Genomic DNA, 15148 nt, shown 5'->3' with positions numbered 1-15148 from the left:
GATTACTTACATGCTTTCAGTAAAATTTCAGCCCGTTCTTTTCCCCAAGTCGGGTAGAACTTAGTTTCGTGCTTTTCTTGACTGAATAAAGATACTGCTTTTTCCAAATCCTTGCACTCTTGTTTTGTGTCTCCACCCATGAACTTTTTAGACTGTATCTGAAAATCAGCTAAGCCCGAAAGTGCTCTTGGATTGTTTGGTTCCATTTTCAATGCCTTCTCATAAAGTTCAATGATTTGTGGAGATAAAAGCATAGCTGTAGCCATAGGGTCTATTGTTAACTCAGAAGTTAATGCCAATGCTTTTAAAACTAACCATTCTGCATTTAATTCTTTTTCATCCGTAGGGATTAAAGCTTTAGAAGTTTCTATTTGCTTTTGCTTTTTATCGGCATCCTGTTCTTTAAAGGACTCTGTAATTCCTACCAACCCCTGGTAATATTTTGGGATCCAATTCGATTTCTCTGCTTGGGCAATACGTTCAAACTGACCAATGGCTTCCGTAGCCTTCCCAGCTTGCCAATCACCTAATGCTTTTCCCATGGCTTTCTCATAAGCTGTCTGTCCAAAACTATAACTGCTTATTAATGTCAAGATACTGATAATTAGTGCTTTCATGTGTTTCTAGTTTTAATGTTATGATAAATTTCGTGTTAAATAATTTGTTGTAAAATTATCTTGGATGAACTGTCGATTTTTTAAGACGAACTGTTATAAATTTTCTAATTGATTATCCTTTTTATTCTTGCTGATGGTCCAAAAGAATCCAACGAAAATAAAATGCTTCGCATTTGGGGTAATGGCCTGACTTTGATAATGTCCATTACTGTCTGCTGTTGAACGATACTGATAGCCATAGATAGGCTCATTCCCTAATACATTCGTCATGGATAAGAATAATATCTTCTGTTGACTCAATAGATAAGACCAACTTACAGACACATCATTTCTGCCTTTGGTTTTGCTCATCGGGTATTTAACTTCATTTGGATTGAAATATGTCCGTCCTGATCCATACGTGTTTGTTATACTTGCCTGAGAGCGTAAAGCTGAGATCCAATATTTGGCAACTATGGAAAACTGATGCTTTGCAACATAAGTGGGTTGCACTGACACTGGATAGAAAGCTTCTTTTTTACTGGCATCAGTAAGGGAGTAAGAGATCCAATATTGTAAATTTGGAATACTCTTATTGTCTTTCCAGAACACATCAATTCCTTTTACCTGTCCAAAACCATTGGCTGCATACTGACTCTGGTATTGTGGGCTAGGGGTATCATATTGGTATAAGCCCTTATAATCTTTAGCATAGGCCTCGAAACGTAATAAACGCCCTTTTTGCAACCAGGAATAATTGAAAACATAGTGCTTAGCAAATGCCCAAGGTAAATCCTGTTTAAATTTAGCTATGAACTCTGGAGCTTCCTGATGATAATGACCATAAGCAAAAGAAACTTGATGATTCTTGTTGATCAGATAACCCAAAGAAGCTCGTGGTTCAACAAATTGTTGTGATTTTAAGGTATTAATATATCGCAATCCGGCACTAAGACTTAAGCCTCGGATTAATTGGTAATTCCCTTCCGTAAATAATGCCCCATAATTACACTTAAACCCATAGTCCACAGCCGCTGATTCCCCAATCTGGAAGCTTTCATCTACCTTTTGGTAAAAATGCTCAGCACCCATTAACCACTGCCATTTAAGCCCTGCTGTCTTACGGATGCTTGCCTTTACATGAGTACCCCATTGTGTGTTTGGAATGAAATACTCATGATAACCCAAATCTTTGTTGCTATATCCCAGGCCTGCACCAACATCTATTTTCCAATTATTGGCTAGTGAATGGGTATAAGTACTGTTTACATAGGCATTTTTATTGCGAATGTCGGTAGTCACTTGTTGTCCAAATTCCACCGATTCATCCTTGAATTTAAAATCCTCAAAAGAATAGGTAGCATAAAGATTTAAGAAGGAATTCTTTCCCTTCTTCCGCCAGATAGCCTCTCCTGAAGCTTGCTGAAAGGGTCTTAACCAGTCTATTCGATCACTAATCAATTTCGTATAAGGAGTCAAATTAGTGTAGGTCAGATTAATACTTAAAGAGTTATCCTTCCAGGCTTGTGTATTGCTGATACCCAATCCTACGGTTGAAAAGGAAAGCTCTGTTTTGGGTTCTTGAATCTCCTGTGCAGTTGTAAGATTCAAAACGCCTGACAAAGCATTTCCAAATTCAGCGCCATAACCACCGGTTGAAAAATTAGTGCCCTTGAACAGAAAGGGTGAAAACCTGCCCCGAACGGGCATATTGTTAGCCTGAGGAGTATAGGGTTGGAATACCTGAATGCCATTGACCAAAGTTTGTGTTTCCGATGGATCACCTCCTCGCACCATAAGTCGGCCATCTTCCCCCGCAATTTGAGCTCCCGGTAGTTTTTCCAAAGCAGCAATAATATTGCCCATACTGCCTGCTGTGGTTACTATGTCCAGCGGACTTAAAACTGCGTTGTACTTATTGCCGACTTGAATTTGACCTGCTCGAATCTCTACTGCCTCAATCATTTCTGCCTCTGGTTCCAAGGTGATATTCACTTCCATATCCGATTTTAATTCCAACTCCCTTTGTAGAATTTTGAATCCTGACAAACTAAAAATTAAGGTCTGCTTGCCTTGTAATGCTGTTTCAAACTGATATCGACCGGTACTATCACTCATAGCGCCATCATAACTGCCCGAAATATAAATATTGACTCCAGATAAAGGTTGATTCTTTTTGTTCATAACCCGCCCCTTAAGGCTGATTTCCTGTGCTTTAATGAGCAAGGGGAAGACAATTAATAGTATGATTAGATAACGCATGATTGATTTTTTAACAAATTTATCGCAGGTAAGGATTACTCAAAAACTATATAGGATGAATCGACAGGAATGCAGGATGAAATGGAGAATAATTGGATTGAAATGATTTTGTACATTTGTTCATTATAAATCATCATAATGACCTCTTTTCGTAAACTAAATCAACCCACGGGTCGAATCATACATTTAGATCATTCTTCTTTTTTATTCTTTGGGGGTACAGCCTACTTGGGTTTATTGCAAAATCCAGATTATATCGAGCTTTATAAAGACGGAATAGATAAATATGGCTTGAATATCGGTACTTCCAGGTCCAATAACGTACAATTGGGTATTTATGAAGAATCCGAAGAAGAACTGGCAAAGCGTTTTGGTTCTCCGGCATCCGCATTGTTCTCCAGTGGCTATTTGGCTGCTCAAGCAACCGTTAGAGCGATTGCAAAGAACCGTAAGGTCATTTACGCGCCTGATACACACCCTTCGCTTTGGCTAGATCAAAACCCCAATCAAGATGTCAATTTTGAAGATTGGTTGGAAAGCACCATACAAACCATTAACGAGGGTACTGAAAAAGAGTTTTTAGTGATATCCAATTGCATGGATAACCTGACGCCAAGATTGTATGACTTCTCTGCTTTTAATAAGGTCGATTCTTCAAAAAATGTCATATTGGTCTTGGACGATTCACATGGAATTGCTGTTTTAAAGAAGAATGCAATTTCTTTTGATAAGAATTTAATCCAGGTGCCAAATATTCAAGTCCTAATCTTAGCTTCCTTAGCTAAAGGCTTAGGGACAGATGCCGGATTGGTACTTGGAAATGAAGAATTGATAGATACAGTAAAGGAAGATCCTATATTTATGGGTGCTTCACCCTGTTCTCCGGCAGCCTTATATGCCCTAAAGAACGGTACTGCTATTTATGGTTTTGCCTTCGACCAGATGCAAAGAAATACACAACAAATGGCCGATTTAGTGACAAATCTAAAATTAAATCATATTCCAAACTTCCCAGTCTTTACATCGACTGAACCGACGCTATATAAGCACCTGGTCAATCATAAAATTGTCATTTCAAGTTTTCCTTATCCTTTACCAAATAGCCCCTTGTTAAACAGAATAGTTGTTTCTGCACTCCATAGGCCCGCTGACATCGAATGGATAGCCGAATTGCTGTCCCGAGAAAATATTTTAAAACTTTGATTGTCAACAAAATAATTGTAGCTTTGCAAGCCTTTTGAAATGTAATATTGGGGAATCAGCTACTAATCCATTGAATAATAACGATTTGATTAGTAAAAAAACGCAAAAATATTTTCATTACTCAATATAAAAAGATACTTTTGCAACCCCAAAAGGCTGTAAGGCTTAGGGTTTAGATTAATTAGAGTAAAAATAGATATGACTAAAGCAGAAATTATTGCAGAGATCTCTAACAAGACTGGTTTAGAGAAGGTTGATGTACAAGAGACCGTTGAAGCATTCTTTAAAGTTGTTAAAAGTGCCATGATCGGTGGTGAAAATGTGTACGTAAGAGGCTTCGGTAGCTTTGTAGTAAAAAAGAGAGCAGAAAAAACAGCGCGTAATATTTCCAAAAATACCGCGATTATCATCCCTGAGCACTATGTGCCTAGCTTTAAACCTGCAAAAGTTTTTGTAGAAAAAGTGAAAAACGGAAATAAAAAATAATCTTTATCATGAAGAACACCAAACAAATCCAGATTGTCGTTGCGGTTGTAGTAGTCCTTATCATGGGATTCCTTTTCGCTCGTCCTGTTAAAGGTTTGGTGACTAAAAATGAAGATACTGCAGCAGCAACTCAAGAAGAAGCTGCTGCAGATCAATTTACCCTTTCTAGCGTTTCGGAAGCTTCCAAACGCGGATTAAACCCAGCTATTGTAACAGAAATCACTGATCTTGAGAAAAAAGCTGATCAAGCTTCGGGTCAAGATAAGATCGCTGTTTACCAAATCTTAGCCGATAAATGGAACGATGTAGAAAAAGCTGTCCCTCAAGGTTTCATCTACGAGGATATGGCTGCCATCTCACCGAAATTCGAATACTGGTTGAAAGCTGGAAATGCTTACCGTAAAGGTTATACTAACTTACAGGATAGCGCAATGGTCGTTGCCTTAAACAAACGTGCCATTACAGCTTACCAAAAAGCAGTGGACCTTGATGGTGCAAACTTGGACGCTAAAACTGGCCTTGGAGCTGCGATGGTTACTGGAACGAATAATCCTATGGCCGGAATCGCCTTGTTACAAGAAGTCGTTAAAGCAGATCCGAAAAACTTAGAAGCGAACAAAACCTTAGGTTTATTCTCTTTACAATCTCGTCAGTTCGATCGTGCAATCGACCGTTTCAAGACTGTGGTTGAACAAAAACCTGATGCAGAGTCGTATTTCTACCTTGCAACAGGATATCAAAATATAGGGATGAAGAATGAAGCTATCGCTGCCTTTGAAAAAAGTAAGTCTTTAGCCGCTGACCCTTCTCTCTCGCAGTTTATCGATCGTGAAATCGAAAAACTCAAGAAGTAATTAACATATTCGTATAAACATTAAAAAACATTAAGCTATGCCAAGCGGAAAGAAAAGAAAAAGACACAAAATGGCTACTCACAAACGTAAAAAACGTTTAAGAAAAAATAGACACAAGAAAAAATAAGCTTCCTTAAAGCTTAGGCTTTATCGAATCATGTGTACAATCTATGATGAGAACACTCGTCATAGATTGTTTTTTAATTAAACGGTTTTTTTGTTTAACCGGACATTTAACGTTGTAGAGCGAGTCTACAACCGTCCTTAATTGAGTAGCTGTTGGTAAAGGAATTAATTATCGATTCAGTCCCCGATAAGGGGGTGACTATTGCTTTACTACAGGACAAGCAACTTGTTGAATTAAATCGAGAACAAGTAGGCAACAATTACGCGGTAGGTGATATTTACTTAGGGAGAGTAAAGAAAATCATGCCCGGATTGAACGCCGCTTTCGTAGACGTAGGCTATGAAAAAGATGCTTTTTTGCATTATCTCGACCTTGGTCCGCAAGTACAATCCCTTATTAAACTAACAAGGGTAGTAAAGAACGGCAGTTATCAAGAAAAACTGCTCAATAGTTTGAAGCTTGAAAAGGACATTGACAAAGCTGGAAAAATATCTGATATTCTGAGCCGTAACATGCTGTTGCCTGTGCAGATTGCCAAAGAGCCAATCTCTACTAAAGGCCCCAGACTAAGCTCAGACCTATCTATTGCCGGAAGGTTTGTCGTATTGGTGCCCTTCTCAAGTTCGGTATCCATTTCCAAAAAGATCAAAGGTAGTGCAGAAAGAAACCGCCTGAAGAAAATCGTCGAAAGTATTAAACCACCAAATTTTGGGGTAATTATTCGAACTGTTTCCGAAGGTAAAGGAGTAGATGAACTCCAAAAAGACCTGCTCGACCTAATCTCTAAATGGGAATTGTTTACCAAACGCCTTAAATCAGCCGAACCTCCACAAAAAGTTCTCGGTGAAATGGACCGCGCATCTACCATATTGCGGGATATCCTAACCGATGAATTTACGCATATCTATGTGAACGATCAGGATATCTTCGAAGAGGTAAAATCCTATATCCAAGAAATTTCCCCTGACCTGGAGAAAATCGTCAAACTCTATAAACATAGAGAACCGATTTTTGACCATTATGGTGTCGAAAAGCAAATTAAGGCGTCCTTTGGCAAAACCGTAAACCTTCAAGGGGGTGCTTACCTCGTTATCGAGCATACTGAAGCTCTCCACGTAATTGATGTAAATAGCGGTAACCGTATTGCCAATAAGGAAAATCAAGAAGATAACGCCCTCCTCGTAAATAAGGAAGCGGCCAAAGAAATTGCCCGTCAGCTTAGGCTGAGGGATATGGGTGGAATTGTAGTCATCGATTTTATCGATATGCACAAACCCAATAACCGTAAAGAACTTTATGGTTTCTTAAAAGAATGCATGGCTTCTGACCGTGCTAGACACACCATCCTCCCTCCAAGTAAATTTGGTTTAGTACAAATTACTAGGCAACGTGTCAGACCTGAAATGTCAATCGTGACCAATGAAAAGTGTCCCGCTTGTGACGGAACAGGTGAAATTAGATCCAGTATCGTGTTATTGGATGACATTGAAAATAATTTGAGCTTCATCTTGCAGGAGCAAAACGAAAAAGGAGTAACACTATGTGTGCATCCTTATATCGCTGCCTACATCAAAGCTGGTTTTATATCCCGCAGATTGAAGTGGTTTTTCAAATATGGTCGATGGATTAAAGTGAAGGAAATGAGTTCATATTATTTGACCGAATTCCACTTCTTTAATTCCAAAGATGAAGAGATTAAACTATAATATAAGAAAGCTACGCAGGTTCTCTGTGTAGCTTTTTTTATGGGTTCTACTTTTCTATTCCTTAGCCTCTATCCAATGTATCTTCACCCCATCTTTTTCCATCTTCCTGAAAAAAGTCATCTGACGCTTGGCATATCGATGTATTTCTGTCCTTAATTTGCTTTTAAAATCCGCTAAACTCATCTCACCTGATAAATACAGCGAAGCATATTTATACTCTAATCCAAACCACATCAAATCTTCATGGCTTAACCCCTTTGCCAGTAAGCTTTCTACTTCTGCAAGTAATCCTTCTTCTAAACGGTTATCCAATCGCCGATCTATTCTAGATCTTCGATCTGTAAGACCAGGATTTAACCCTAGCACCAAATAATCTTTTACTATTGGCTCTCCTTTTTCTGGAGCCTCGTGATGCTTTAAATAGTTTAGAATTTCCAACGAACGAATCAATCTTTTTTTACTATCCCGATCAATATGAAAATCAGTTGGTATTTCATAGGACTCAAGCTGTTCTGATAGCTCCTCTTTGCTGAAAGAGGCTAAGCTATCTTGAAATTCCTGATTCTTAGGAATGCCAGCATAAGGTTGTGCTATTAGTAAAGAATGAATATAGGAGCCAGTTCCTCCACATAAAATGACCTGTTTACCCTTTTGTCTAATAAGTTGACTTGCTTCCTGAAAATCCTTTTTAAAATTCTCTACATTATATTTTGCAGTAGGAGGGACGATGTCAATGAGATGATAGGGCACATCTCCATATTCCTTCAGGTCTTTACCGGTACCAATATCCAAATGTTGGTAAACCTGCCGAGAATCTGCAGAGATGATTTCTGCATCGAGAGCATGGGCTATCCTGACAGCTAGTGCAGTTTTGCCAGAGGCTGTTGGGCCCAAAAGAATAATAAGAAAATCAGGCGAAAGATGTTCCTTCGCCTGATTTATGAATGATATGATATTTTCAAATGAATCTAAATGACAAATTTTGTCCATTTTTCATTGCTTTCATTACTCTTGACTACTGTTTCTATAAAGGCCATTCCTCGTACGCCATCCTGTACAGTTGGAAAATCAAGTGCCTCTTCACTTGCTGTTCGGCCTTCATTTTTTGCTGAAACTGTTAATGCAAAATTTCTATAAATATTGGCAAAGGACTCCAATAATCCTTCCGGATGTCCAGCAGGAATACGGGTATTATGCGTCGCGAATGAACTCAAGGTAAATGGTGCAGCGTAAGCATTTCCTGTGCGGTAGTATTGTCTAGGCTGATCAAGCATCTTAATAATTAAATTATTCGGATCTTCATTTGCCCACTCTAGACCTCCTTTTTCACCGTAAATACGAATTCTAACCGCATTCTCTTCTCCGGCAGATATTTGTGAAGCCATTAATACACCTTTCGCGCCATCTTCAAAGCGTAACAAGACCGATCCATCATCATCCAATAAACGCCCTTCAACAAAAGTAGTCAGGTCTGCACATAACTCCGTAATCTTTAATCCAGATACATATTCAGCTAAATGTGCAGCATGGGTTCCAATATCTCCCATCACCAGTGATTTCCCCGATCGAGTAGGGTCAGCACGCCATGCTGCGCCTGCATTACCTTCTCGCTCGCTCAATCTGCTTAGCCAGCCTTGTGGATATTCCACAACAATCTTGCGAATCTTTCCAAAATGTCCTTCTTTCACCATGGCTTTAGCCTGTTTTACCATCGGATAGCCAGAATAGGTATGGGTTAAACACAAAGTTCGACCTGTACGTTCTACCGTAGCTTGCAATTCCAATGCTTCTTCCAAGGAAACCGTCATTGGCTTTTCTACCACGACATCAAATCCATGGTCCATGGCCATTTTTGCCGGTGCAAAATGTAAGAAATTTGGCGTAACGATCGTCACAAAGTCCATCCGCTCACCCTCTGGAAGCTTGGCCTCTTCTAAAATCATCTGCTCATAGTTCTCATATACGCGTTCTTCTGGAACAAATAAATCGCGACCCGATTGTAAGGAGGTCTCCCGATTTACACTAAAAGTTCCACAAACAAGTTCTATCTTGCCGTCCATAAAAGCAGCTATTCGGTGAACCGCGCCAATAAAGGCATCGTTGCCTCCACCGACCATGCCCATGCGTAATTTACGTTTCATAAGGTGTGAATTTCGATTGATTATGCCCTAAATATACTAATTTATACAGGCTTTTGGACTACGAGCAATAATTTTATGCTGCCTGTATTGACATGTAAATAACCTTCAGGATAGGCCCTTTGCAGTTCTTCTCTTGTATCCTCATCTGCTATAAGGTACTGTTGATCTTCTGTTATCCAATATTCTTGACCCGCTCGTCGATCCAATTCCTTGAACCCCACCACCTCTAATGAAGAGGACTGCGACCAATCCATATCCACATAGGTCATGATGTCATTTGGCCGAAAATCAGTAGTGAAACCCTTAAGTAATTTCGATAGCCCACCTATTACTAATAAATCGCCTTTATGACAAAAACGCAATAACTCAAAAGACCGATAATCTTCTCCTCGATTGCGCATTCGCCGACTACCGCTAAAAATAGCAACAGATACCAATTCCCCGTTCCAAAACAATCCATATCGATACTTCCCAGGTAATGGCACTTGTAAATGATGTTCTTTTTGAAAGCCCATAGCTACTTTCTTATCTATCCTGGCCAATACAGTTTGACGTGCAAATACCTTTTTCGCCTTACCTGCTAAAACCAGCAAACGGTTCAATAGCTTGGTCTCTTCACGCTTAAATTGTTCTGGATTGATCCATATATGGGGTTTTTTGGAGGTATTGGATAGCTCACGATTAGAATAAGTGCCTAAGTACAAGTCAAATGGAAGAGATTCGGACAGCAACTGTAAACCCCAATCTTGTGTGTTGACCACAAAATCACAGCTTAAGGCTGTGGCTATTTTGCTTATGATGTCTTGGATCTCCTGGCTTTCCATGCTCCAAAATTAGCTTAATTCAACAGAATATCGCCTAATGCCAAATTATTAATAACTTTGTAGCGAAAATAGAAACAAATGAAATTACCGATAGTGGCTTATGGCGACCCAGTTTTGCGCCAAAAAACAGTAGAGATTGATGAGGATTATCCAAAACTGAAAGAACTTATTCATAATATGTTTGAAACGATGTACGCAGCTAATGGTGTGGGTATTGCAGCCCCACAAATTGGTTTGCCTATTCGTTTATTCGTGATCGATGCAAGCCCATTTGGTGAAGACGACGAAGATGGCCCGGGTGACCCAACCGCTAAAGACTTTAAACGAGTTTTTATTAACCCAATAATGGTGGATGAAACCGGTGAGAAATGGGCCTTCTCTGAAGGTTGCCTTAGTATTCCTCAAATTAATGAAGAGGTTTCCAGACATAAAAATGTAACCATCAATTACCTGGATGAAAACTTCGAAGAACAAGAAGAAGAGTTGACTGGTTTAGCGGCACGTGTCGTTCAACACGAGTACGACCATATCGAAGGTAAATTATTCATCGATAAATTAGGTCCTTTGAAAAAGGCTATGTTAAAAGGAAAATTAGATGCCATCAGTAAAGGAATGGTTCGTGTAGCTTATAAAATGAGCTTCCCGCAATTGAAAAAGAAACGTTAGTATAGAATATAAATAGAATATAAAAAGCCAGCTCTAAAAGCTGGCTTTTCTATGATTATTCCTTCATCGCGTTAGGTACGCTGGGTAGCGATAGGTTATACCGCACGGAAATAAACCGAATAACAAATACAACAGCTGCTGATATAAAAGCATTCATCCCTGCGGTTATTGAAGTAAATGTTAACAGAACATAGATGATGGCACCTGCTAAACAGGCTGAAGCATAGATCTCCTTCCGTAGTATCAATGGTGTCACATTCATCAAGACATCCCGGATGACTCCCCCCATACAGGCCGAAAACATCCCCAACATCACTGCTGAGATCGCACTACTATCATAGGCAAGCGACTTCTCCACACCAACAACGGTGAAGAATCCGATACCGATCGCATCAAATAAAAATAATGTCCGCGCAAAATTATCCAATTGCTTGTTCAAGATAATGGAGATTACAACCCCTACTAAAATCGCTAGGAGGTAATTCCCATCCTCGACCCATACTGGCCGTATATTTAAAAACACATCCCTTAACGATCCCCCTCCAATAGCCGTAACAAATCCCATAAAGGTCGCGCCGAATATATCAATACCATTTCGGTTTGCTGCCATTGCTCCAGAAATCGCAAATACCATGGTACCCAATAAATCGATGTAATAAATGAATGTCATCTGTTAACTTTTTACTAAATGCAAGTATACAGAAAATATGAATTTTTAATTCATACAAAAATCACTTACAAAATCAAGCTGTATGGCACAAAGAAAGCGAGCCCATTGGAACCCGCTTAAACTAAACAACAAACAAATGATATTTTCTGGTTATGTTAATTTTTGGAAGTTGAAGTTCTTTTCTGCGCTCTTTCCTTTTTTAATAGTTCCAAGTCACGCTCGTATCTTTCTTGAATCTCCTGGTATTCTTTAGAATCATACAACTCCTTCATCTCCTTTTCTTTTTGCTTCCATTCAGCACTTTTAAAGTAAAGATCAACCTCTTTGCCTGCTTCTTCTATCCGTTTTACTTGTTCCTTCCATGCTGGAGAATTAAAATGATCTTTAATCTTGGACGCTTCACTATTAATGGTTGCGATTTGATTTTTCCAAGCATCCGATTCAAAATATTCCGTAGTCATCTTACTTGTCTGATTCTGAAGCTTTGCTATGGCATCTTTCCATTCCTTGCCTTCAAAATATTTGTGAACATCTTTTGCAGGCATATCTTTCCATTTTTGAGATGAAATTAATTTCGATATCTCCGCATTCGATAGGTTGATAGCCTTCATTTTATCCTTCCATTCATCCGATTGAAAATAAGCATTCACCTTATCCGTTTCAGTTTTAATTTTCTGCATTTGAGCCTTAAACTCTGGTGAGTTCGTGTGTTTAGCCATTTCCTTGCTATCCATTTGAATTGAACGAAGTTTCTGACGGATAGCAGGAGGTAATATAGTTGTGTCTTCAACCACATGATGGTTAACTCGTATTACCTGATTGGGTTTCTTAATTGTGTCCACCTGAACCTTTGCAACTGAAGGAATTGGAGCACGTGGAACATTTGGCTCTAGAACTTGGACGTCCCAACTATCAACTTCTTTTTCATGGGCTTTACTTTCCTGGGCTGGAATTAATATCGCGATACAAATTAAAGCGATGCTGCTTGCTAATACAGCAATTAGTTGCTGCTTAACATTTCTATGATTGGTTTCCATTTTTGTAATTCGTTTAATACGTTGAAATAAATGATTTTTCTTTCCCGTCGATGCCAAACTCAACGCCGGAGTACTGTTCTTGCGTAATTCCTCCAATTCCACCAAGGCCTTGGCGTAGGGTAGAGGATTACCAATTTGAGCCAATACCATATCGTCACAAGCATGCTCGCGCTCACGCTCTATAACTCTCGAAATAGCCCAAATGAATGGATTAAAAAATAATATGGTCTCGATAACGACCTTGATTAAGTTAAATAGGTAGTCATTCCTTTTTATGTGAGCCAACTCATGCAATAATATAGCCTCCACTTGTGCACTGTTCAATTGGTTGACATAGGCGATAGGAAACAATACAAATGGTCGAATGAAACCTACTGTCAAAGGAACATTGATGTGGTTGGATAAAAACAAGGACACACGTCTTTGAATCCCCAAATTGCTTTTTGCTCTTTCAAATAGACTAGTCCATGTGCTAGGGATACTATCTAGTCCTTTGTATTTGAGTTTTCGTAATCGTAGATAACTATTGACCAAAATAAACAGTTGAATACTAAATCCGACGATATAGACAATGCTGAGATACGGAAACATACCTTCTAATCCGAATATATGCTCTTGTGGTGAAAGTAAATAAACTGTCAATTGCTGCGGATCGATAACAAATTCGTTGTTCACAGCTTTTGCTTGTCCGTAGTAATGTAGAAAACTTAAGATAAAGCCTAGGAAAAGCGCTATTTGTAAACCGTATGCTAAGTTGTATTTCTGGCTAGATCGTTGTTTCGGATTAATAAAATGAAATAAGCTCACCAATAAATAGGCGATTGCACCGAACCATATCGAATGAAGCATGCTCCATCCCAAGGCTTGTATAAGGTTATAAGCAGTAGTTTCCATGACTATTTGTTTTCTAGGTTTCTTAAAAATGCTTTGATTTCTTCCAACTCCCTTTCACTTGTCCGATCGTTGCCTAAGGCCTGCATCACCAATCTCGCTGTCGATCCGTTGTACACCGTATCGATCATCTTATCCAAAAATTGACCCTGAGTCGATTCCTTTTCAATGTTAGCTTGGTATAAATGGGTTTTAGAACTGGTGTCTCGAGCAACCATTCCTTTCTCATGCATAATTTGCATTAATTTTAAAATGGTCGTATACCCCACATCTTTCTTGTCTAATGTCTCAAATACCTCGCGTACACTACTTTGTCCCTTCGTCCACAATACTTGCAAGATCTCCATTTCGCTATCAGTCGGTTTCATATCCCTGGCTTTTCTTTATCTACGAATTATTTCGTAATCAAATCTACGAAGGATTTCGTAATGTCAAAATATTTTTTTCTTAATTTGTGTTAAATTTAATTAAAGTGTTGATATACAGGCTTTAAAAATTTGTTAAAATTTAAATTCATTAGGAATTAATCATTAATTCCCTTATTTATTTTCAACAATAGGGGGCTATTCCAAAACTTTCTAAGGCTTATTTTGTTCCATGACATATCGATTCATAATAAAAAATTAATCTTATTGGAGTTTCTTATGGCTTATGACATCATGTTGAGCAATAGGGTAAGAGAATACCTAGCGGAATACTGCAGTTCCTCCATTGAAGAAAAGGAAATGTTTTCCGGATTAGCCTTTATAGTAGATGGAAAAATGTGCATCAATATTTCTGATAATCGATTGATGCTTCGCTTTGCTCCTGAACTGACGGAACAATTTTCTCAAAGACCCGGGTTCGAACCAATGATTATGAAAGGTAAAGAATTGCAAGGCTATGCTTATATAGAACCTGAAGGTTACCTCCGAAACGATGACTTCGAATTTTGGATGCAAGCTTGTCTTTATTATAACCCCAAAGCCAAAGCTTCCAATAAAAGAAAAAAACAAAATCATTCTGTTTAATCATTATTTGTCCACTCTTCTTTTTAATTGAACGTGTCCAGAATAGAATGTGTTGTGTATATACGTATATATAAGGATACAGCATATTACTAATTGCTATGGGTTTATCCTGGAATAGCATATTATTCAATACCTATTTCTCCCTATAATTAAAGTTCTCCTTATTGTCTTCCCATTAATTCTAAGGTTTTCTTTATATAGATAATATAATGACTACATTATAATTCATATCCAACCCCTAATTTCCCCCGTTTTCCTTCGATACTCCCAAGGAATTCTGTCGGATCTGATAGGGATCTTGTTCGGATCTCGTTCGGTCTGAACCGAACGAGATCCGAAGGAGTTCCGAACGAGTTCCGAAGGAGATCCGAAGGAGTATCGAACAGAACCCCTCGGAATCCGCCCAGAAGCACATTCCCGATAGGACGGTGACAGTACGGACGTATTTGGGAATTCCCTTCCCGATCCAATCTTTCCAAAAGCTGCCCCTGGACAGGCTTCCGACCATATTGCGGCATATCCTGTACATTTTCGGTCCATCTGGATAAAATTATCTCCCAATAGTCTAGCGAGTTACGGCGTTACCGAGAAAAATGTTCGCCCTGGGTCTTGGAAATACGGTTCCAAAGTCCCTATCTTTGCACCACTCCGCAAGGGAGGGACGGCCATACGGCC

General features: G+C 38.9%; 14 protein-coding genes. 6 read left to right on the top strand and 8 right to left on the bottom strand.

From position 1 onward, the window contains the following. Positions 1–2: 2 nt before the first annotated feature. Complete coding sequence (locus ABD676_RS13115; protein ID WP_344675167.1) at positions 3–617, bottom strand: tetratricopeptide repeat protein; 615 nt, start codon at positions 615–617, stop codon at positions 3–5. Positions 618–710: 93 nt separating this feature from the next. Continuing rightward, positions 711–2858: a TonB-dependent receptor gene (locus ABD676_RS13110; protein WP_344675166.1), complete on the bottom strand. Its 2148-nt coding sequence runs from the start codon at positions 2856–2858 to the stop codon at positions 711–713. Between the two features lie 138 nt (positions 2859–2996). On the opposite strand from ABD676_RS13110, the gene ABD676_RS13105 reads away from it, so the two are divergent. The 4 genes from ABD676_RS13105 (at position 2997) to ABD676_RS13085 (ending at position 7234) form a co-directional block, all read left to right on the top strand. Then, the gene (locus ABD676_RS13105) at positions 2997–4061 is read left to right on the top strand and encodes an aminotransferase class I/II-fold pyridoxal phosphate-dependent enzyme (RefSeq protein ID WP_344675165.1); all 1065 of its coding nucleotides are present in this window, start codon (positions 2997–2999) and stop codon (positions 4059–4061) included. Between the two features lie 198 nt (positions 4062–4259). Then, positions 4260–4547 (top strand): HU family DNA-binding protein, encoded by a 288-nt coding sequence (locus tag ABD676_RS13100; RefSeq protein ID WP_093099732.1) that lies wholly within the window; start codon positions 4260–4262, stop codon positions 4545–4547. Positions 4548–4555: 8 nt separating this feature from the next. Then, positions 4556–5401 (top strand): tetratricopeptide repeat protein, encoded by an 846-nt coding sequence (locus ABD676_RS13095; protein ID WP_344675164.1) that lies wholly within the window; start codon positions 4556–4558, stop codon positions 5399–5401. Between the two features lie 279 nt (positions 5402–5680). Then, positions 5681–7234 carry an Rne/Rng family ribonuclease gene (locus ABD676_RS13085; protein WP_344675163.1) on the top strand — a complete coding sequence of 518 codons (1554 nt, stop codon included), beginning with the start codon at positions 5681–5683 and terminating at the stop codon, positions 7232–7234. 54 nt (positions 7235–7288) lie between these two features. Here ABD676_RS13085 and miaA read toward each other — a convergent pair whose 3' ends face one another. From miaA to ABD676_RS13070, 3 genes are read right to left on the bottom strand one after another with little or no spacing between them, the layout of a single operon-like run. Next, positions 7289–8224 carry a tRNA (adenosine(37)-N6)-dimethylallyltransferase MiaA gene (gene miaA, locus ABD676_RS13080; protein ID WP_344675162.1) on the bottom strand — a complete coding sequence of 312 codons (936 nt, stop codon included), beginning with the start codon at positions 8222–8224 and terminating at the stop codon, positions 7289–7291. After that, positions 8203–9375: a Gfo/Idh/MocA family protein gene (locus ABD676_RS13075; RefSeq protein ID WP_344675161.1), complete on the bottom strand. Its 1173-nt coding sequence runs from the start codon at positions 9373–9375 to the stop codon at positions 8203–8205. The genes miaA and ABD676_RS13075 overlap by 22 nt, the downstream gene beginning before the upstream one ends. Positions 9376–9416: 41 nt before the next feature. Further along, positions 9417–10199, bottom strand: a complete 783-nt coding sequence (locus ABD676_RS13070) for a hypothetical protein (RefSeq protein WP_344675160.1) — start codon at positions 10197–10199, stop codon at positions 9417–9419. Positions 10200–10277: 78 nt separating this feature from the next. Here ABD676_RS13070 and def point away from each other — a divergent pair, with 78 nt between their 5' ends. Then, a complete protein-coding gene (def, locus tag ABD676_RS13065) occupies positions 10278–10865 on the top strand; it encodes a peptide deformylase (protein ID WP_344675159.1) in 588 nt (195 codons plus the stop codon). A 55-nt stretch (positions 10866–10920) separates the two neighbouring features. Here the strand turns inward: def and ABD676_RS13060 are convergent, their stop codons facing one another. The 3 genes from ABD676_RS13060 to ABD676_RS13050 all read right to left on the bottom strand — a co-directional run bounded on the left by ABD676_RS13060 (position 10921) and on the right by ABD676_RS13050 (position 13831). Further along, a complete protein-coding gene (locus tag ABD676_RS13060; protein WP_344675158.1) occupies positions 10921–11535 on the bottom strand; it encodes a trimeric intracellular cation channel family protein in 615 nt (204 codons plus the stop codon). Between the two features lie 155 nt (positions 11536–11690). Continuing rightward, positions 11691–13466, bottom strand: a complete 1776-nt coding sequence (locus ABD676_RS13055) for a M56 family metallopeptidase (RefSeq protein ID WP_344675157.1) — start codon at positions 13464–13466, stop codon at positions 11691–11693. Between the two features lie 2 nt (positions 13467–13468). Further along, complete coding sequence (locus tag ABD676_RS13050; RefSeq protein WP_344675156.1) at positions 13469–13831, bottom strand: BlaI/MecI/CopY family transcriptional regulator; 363 nt, start codon at positions 13829–13831, stop codon at positions 13469–13471. Between the two features lie 276 nt (positions 13832–14107). Here ABD676_RS13050 and ABD676_RS13045 point away from each other — a divergent pair, with 276 nt between their 5' ends. Beyond that, entirely contained in the window at positions 14108–14473 is a 366-nt protein-coding gene (locus ABD676_RS13045; protein ID WP_344675155.1) for a TfoX/Sxy family protein, read from the top strand. The last annotated feature ends 675 nt before the right edge of the window (positions 14474–15148 follow it).

The sequence above is a fragment of the Sphingobacterium kyonggiense genome, assembly GCF_039536825.1.
In the GTDB taxonomy this organism is placed as follows: Bacteria; Bacteroidota; Bacteroidia; order Sphingobacteriales; family Sphingobacteriaceae; genus Sphingobacterium; species Sphingobacterium kyonggiense.
Note: the sequence above shows the minus strand (reverse complement) of the source record. Positions and strands in the feature narration are given on the sequence as shown.

Bases quoted from the DNA above. Each gene is read 5' to 3' on its own strand.
- ABD676_RS13115 (WP_344675167.1), bottom strand. From the start codon at position 617: ATGAAAGCACTAATTATCAGTATCTTGACATTAATAAGCAGTTATAGT.
- ABD676_RS13055 (WP_344675157.1), bottom strand. From the start codon at position 13,466: ATGGAAACTACTGCTTATAACCTTATACAAGCCTTGGGATGGAGCATG.
- ABD676_RS13075 (WP_344675161.1), bottom strand. From the start codon at position 9,375: ATGAAACGTAAATTACGCATGGGCATGGTCGGTGGAGGCAACGATGCC.
- ABD676_RS13060 (WP_344675158.1), bottom strand. From the start codon at position 11,535: ATGACATTCATTTATTACATCGATTTATTGGGTACCATGGTATTTGCG.
- ABD676_RS13050 (WP_344675156.1), bottom strand. From the start codon at position 13,831: ATGAAACCGACTGATAGCGAAATGGAGATCTTGCAAGTATTGTGGACG.
- ABD676_RS13105 (WP_344675165.1), top strand. From the start codon at position 2,997: ATGACCTCTTTTCGTAAACTAAATCAACCCACGGGTCGAATCATACAT.
- ABD676_RS13070 (WP_344675160.1), bottom strand. From the start codon at position 10,199: ATGGAAAGCCAGGAGATCCAAGACATCATAAGCAAAATAGCCACAGCC.
- miaA (WP_344675162.1), bottom strand. From the start codon at position 8,224: ATGGACAAAATTTGTCATTTAGATTCATTTGAAAATATCATATCATTC.
- ABD676_RS13100 (WP_093099732.1), top strand. From the start codon at position 4,260: ATGACTAAAGCAGAAATTATTGCAGAGATCTCTAACAAGACTGGTTTA.
- def (WP_344675159.1), top strand. From the start codon at position 10,278: ATGAAATTACCGATAGTGGCTTATGGCGACCCAGTTTTGCGCCAAAAA.
- ABD676_RS13045 (WP_344675155.1), top strand. From the start codon at position 14,108: ATGGCTTATGACATCATGTTGAGCAATAGGGTAAGAGAATACCTAGCG.
- ABD676_RS13095 (WP_344675164.1), top strand. From the start codon at position 4,556: ATGAAGAACACCAAACAAATCCAGATTGTCGTTGCGGTTGTAGTAGTC.
- ABD676_RS13110 (WP_344675166.1), bottom strand. From the start codon at position 2,858: ATGCGTTATCTAATCATACTATTAATTGTCTTCCCCTTGCTCATTAAA.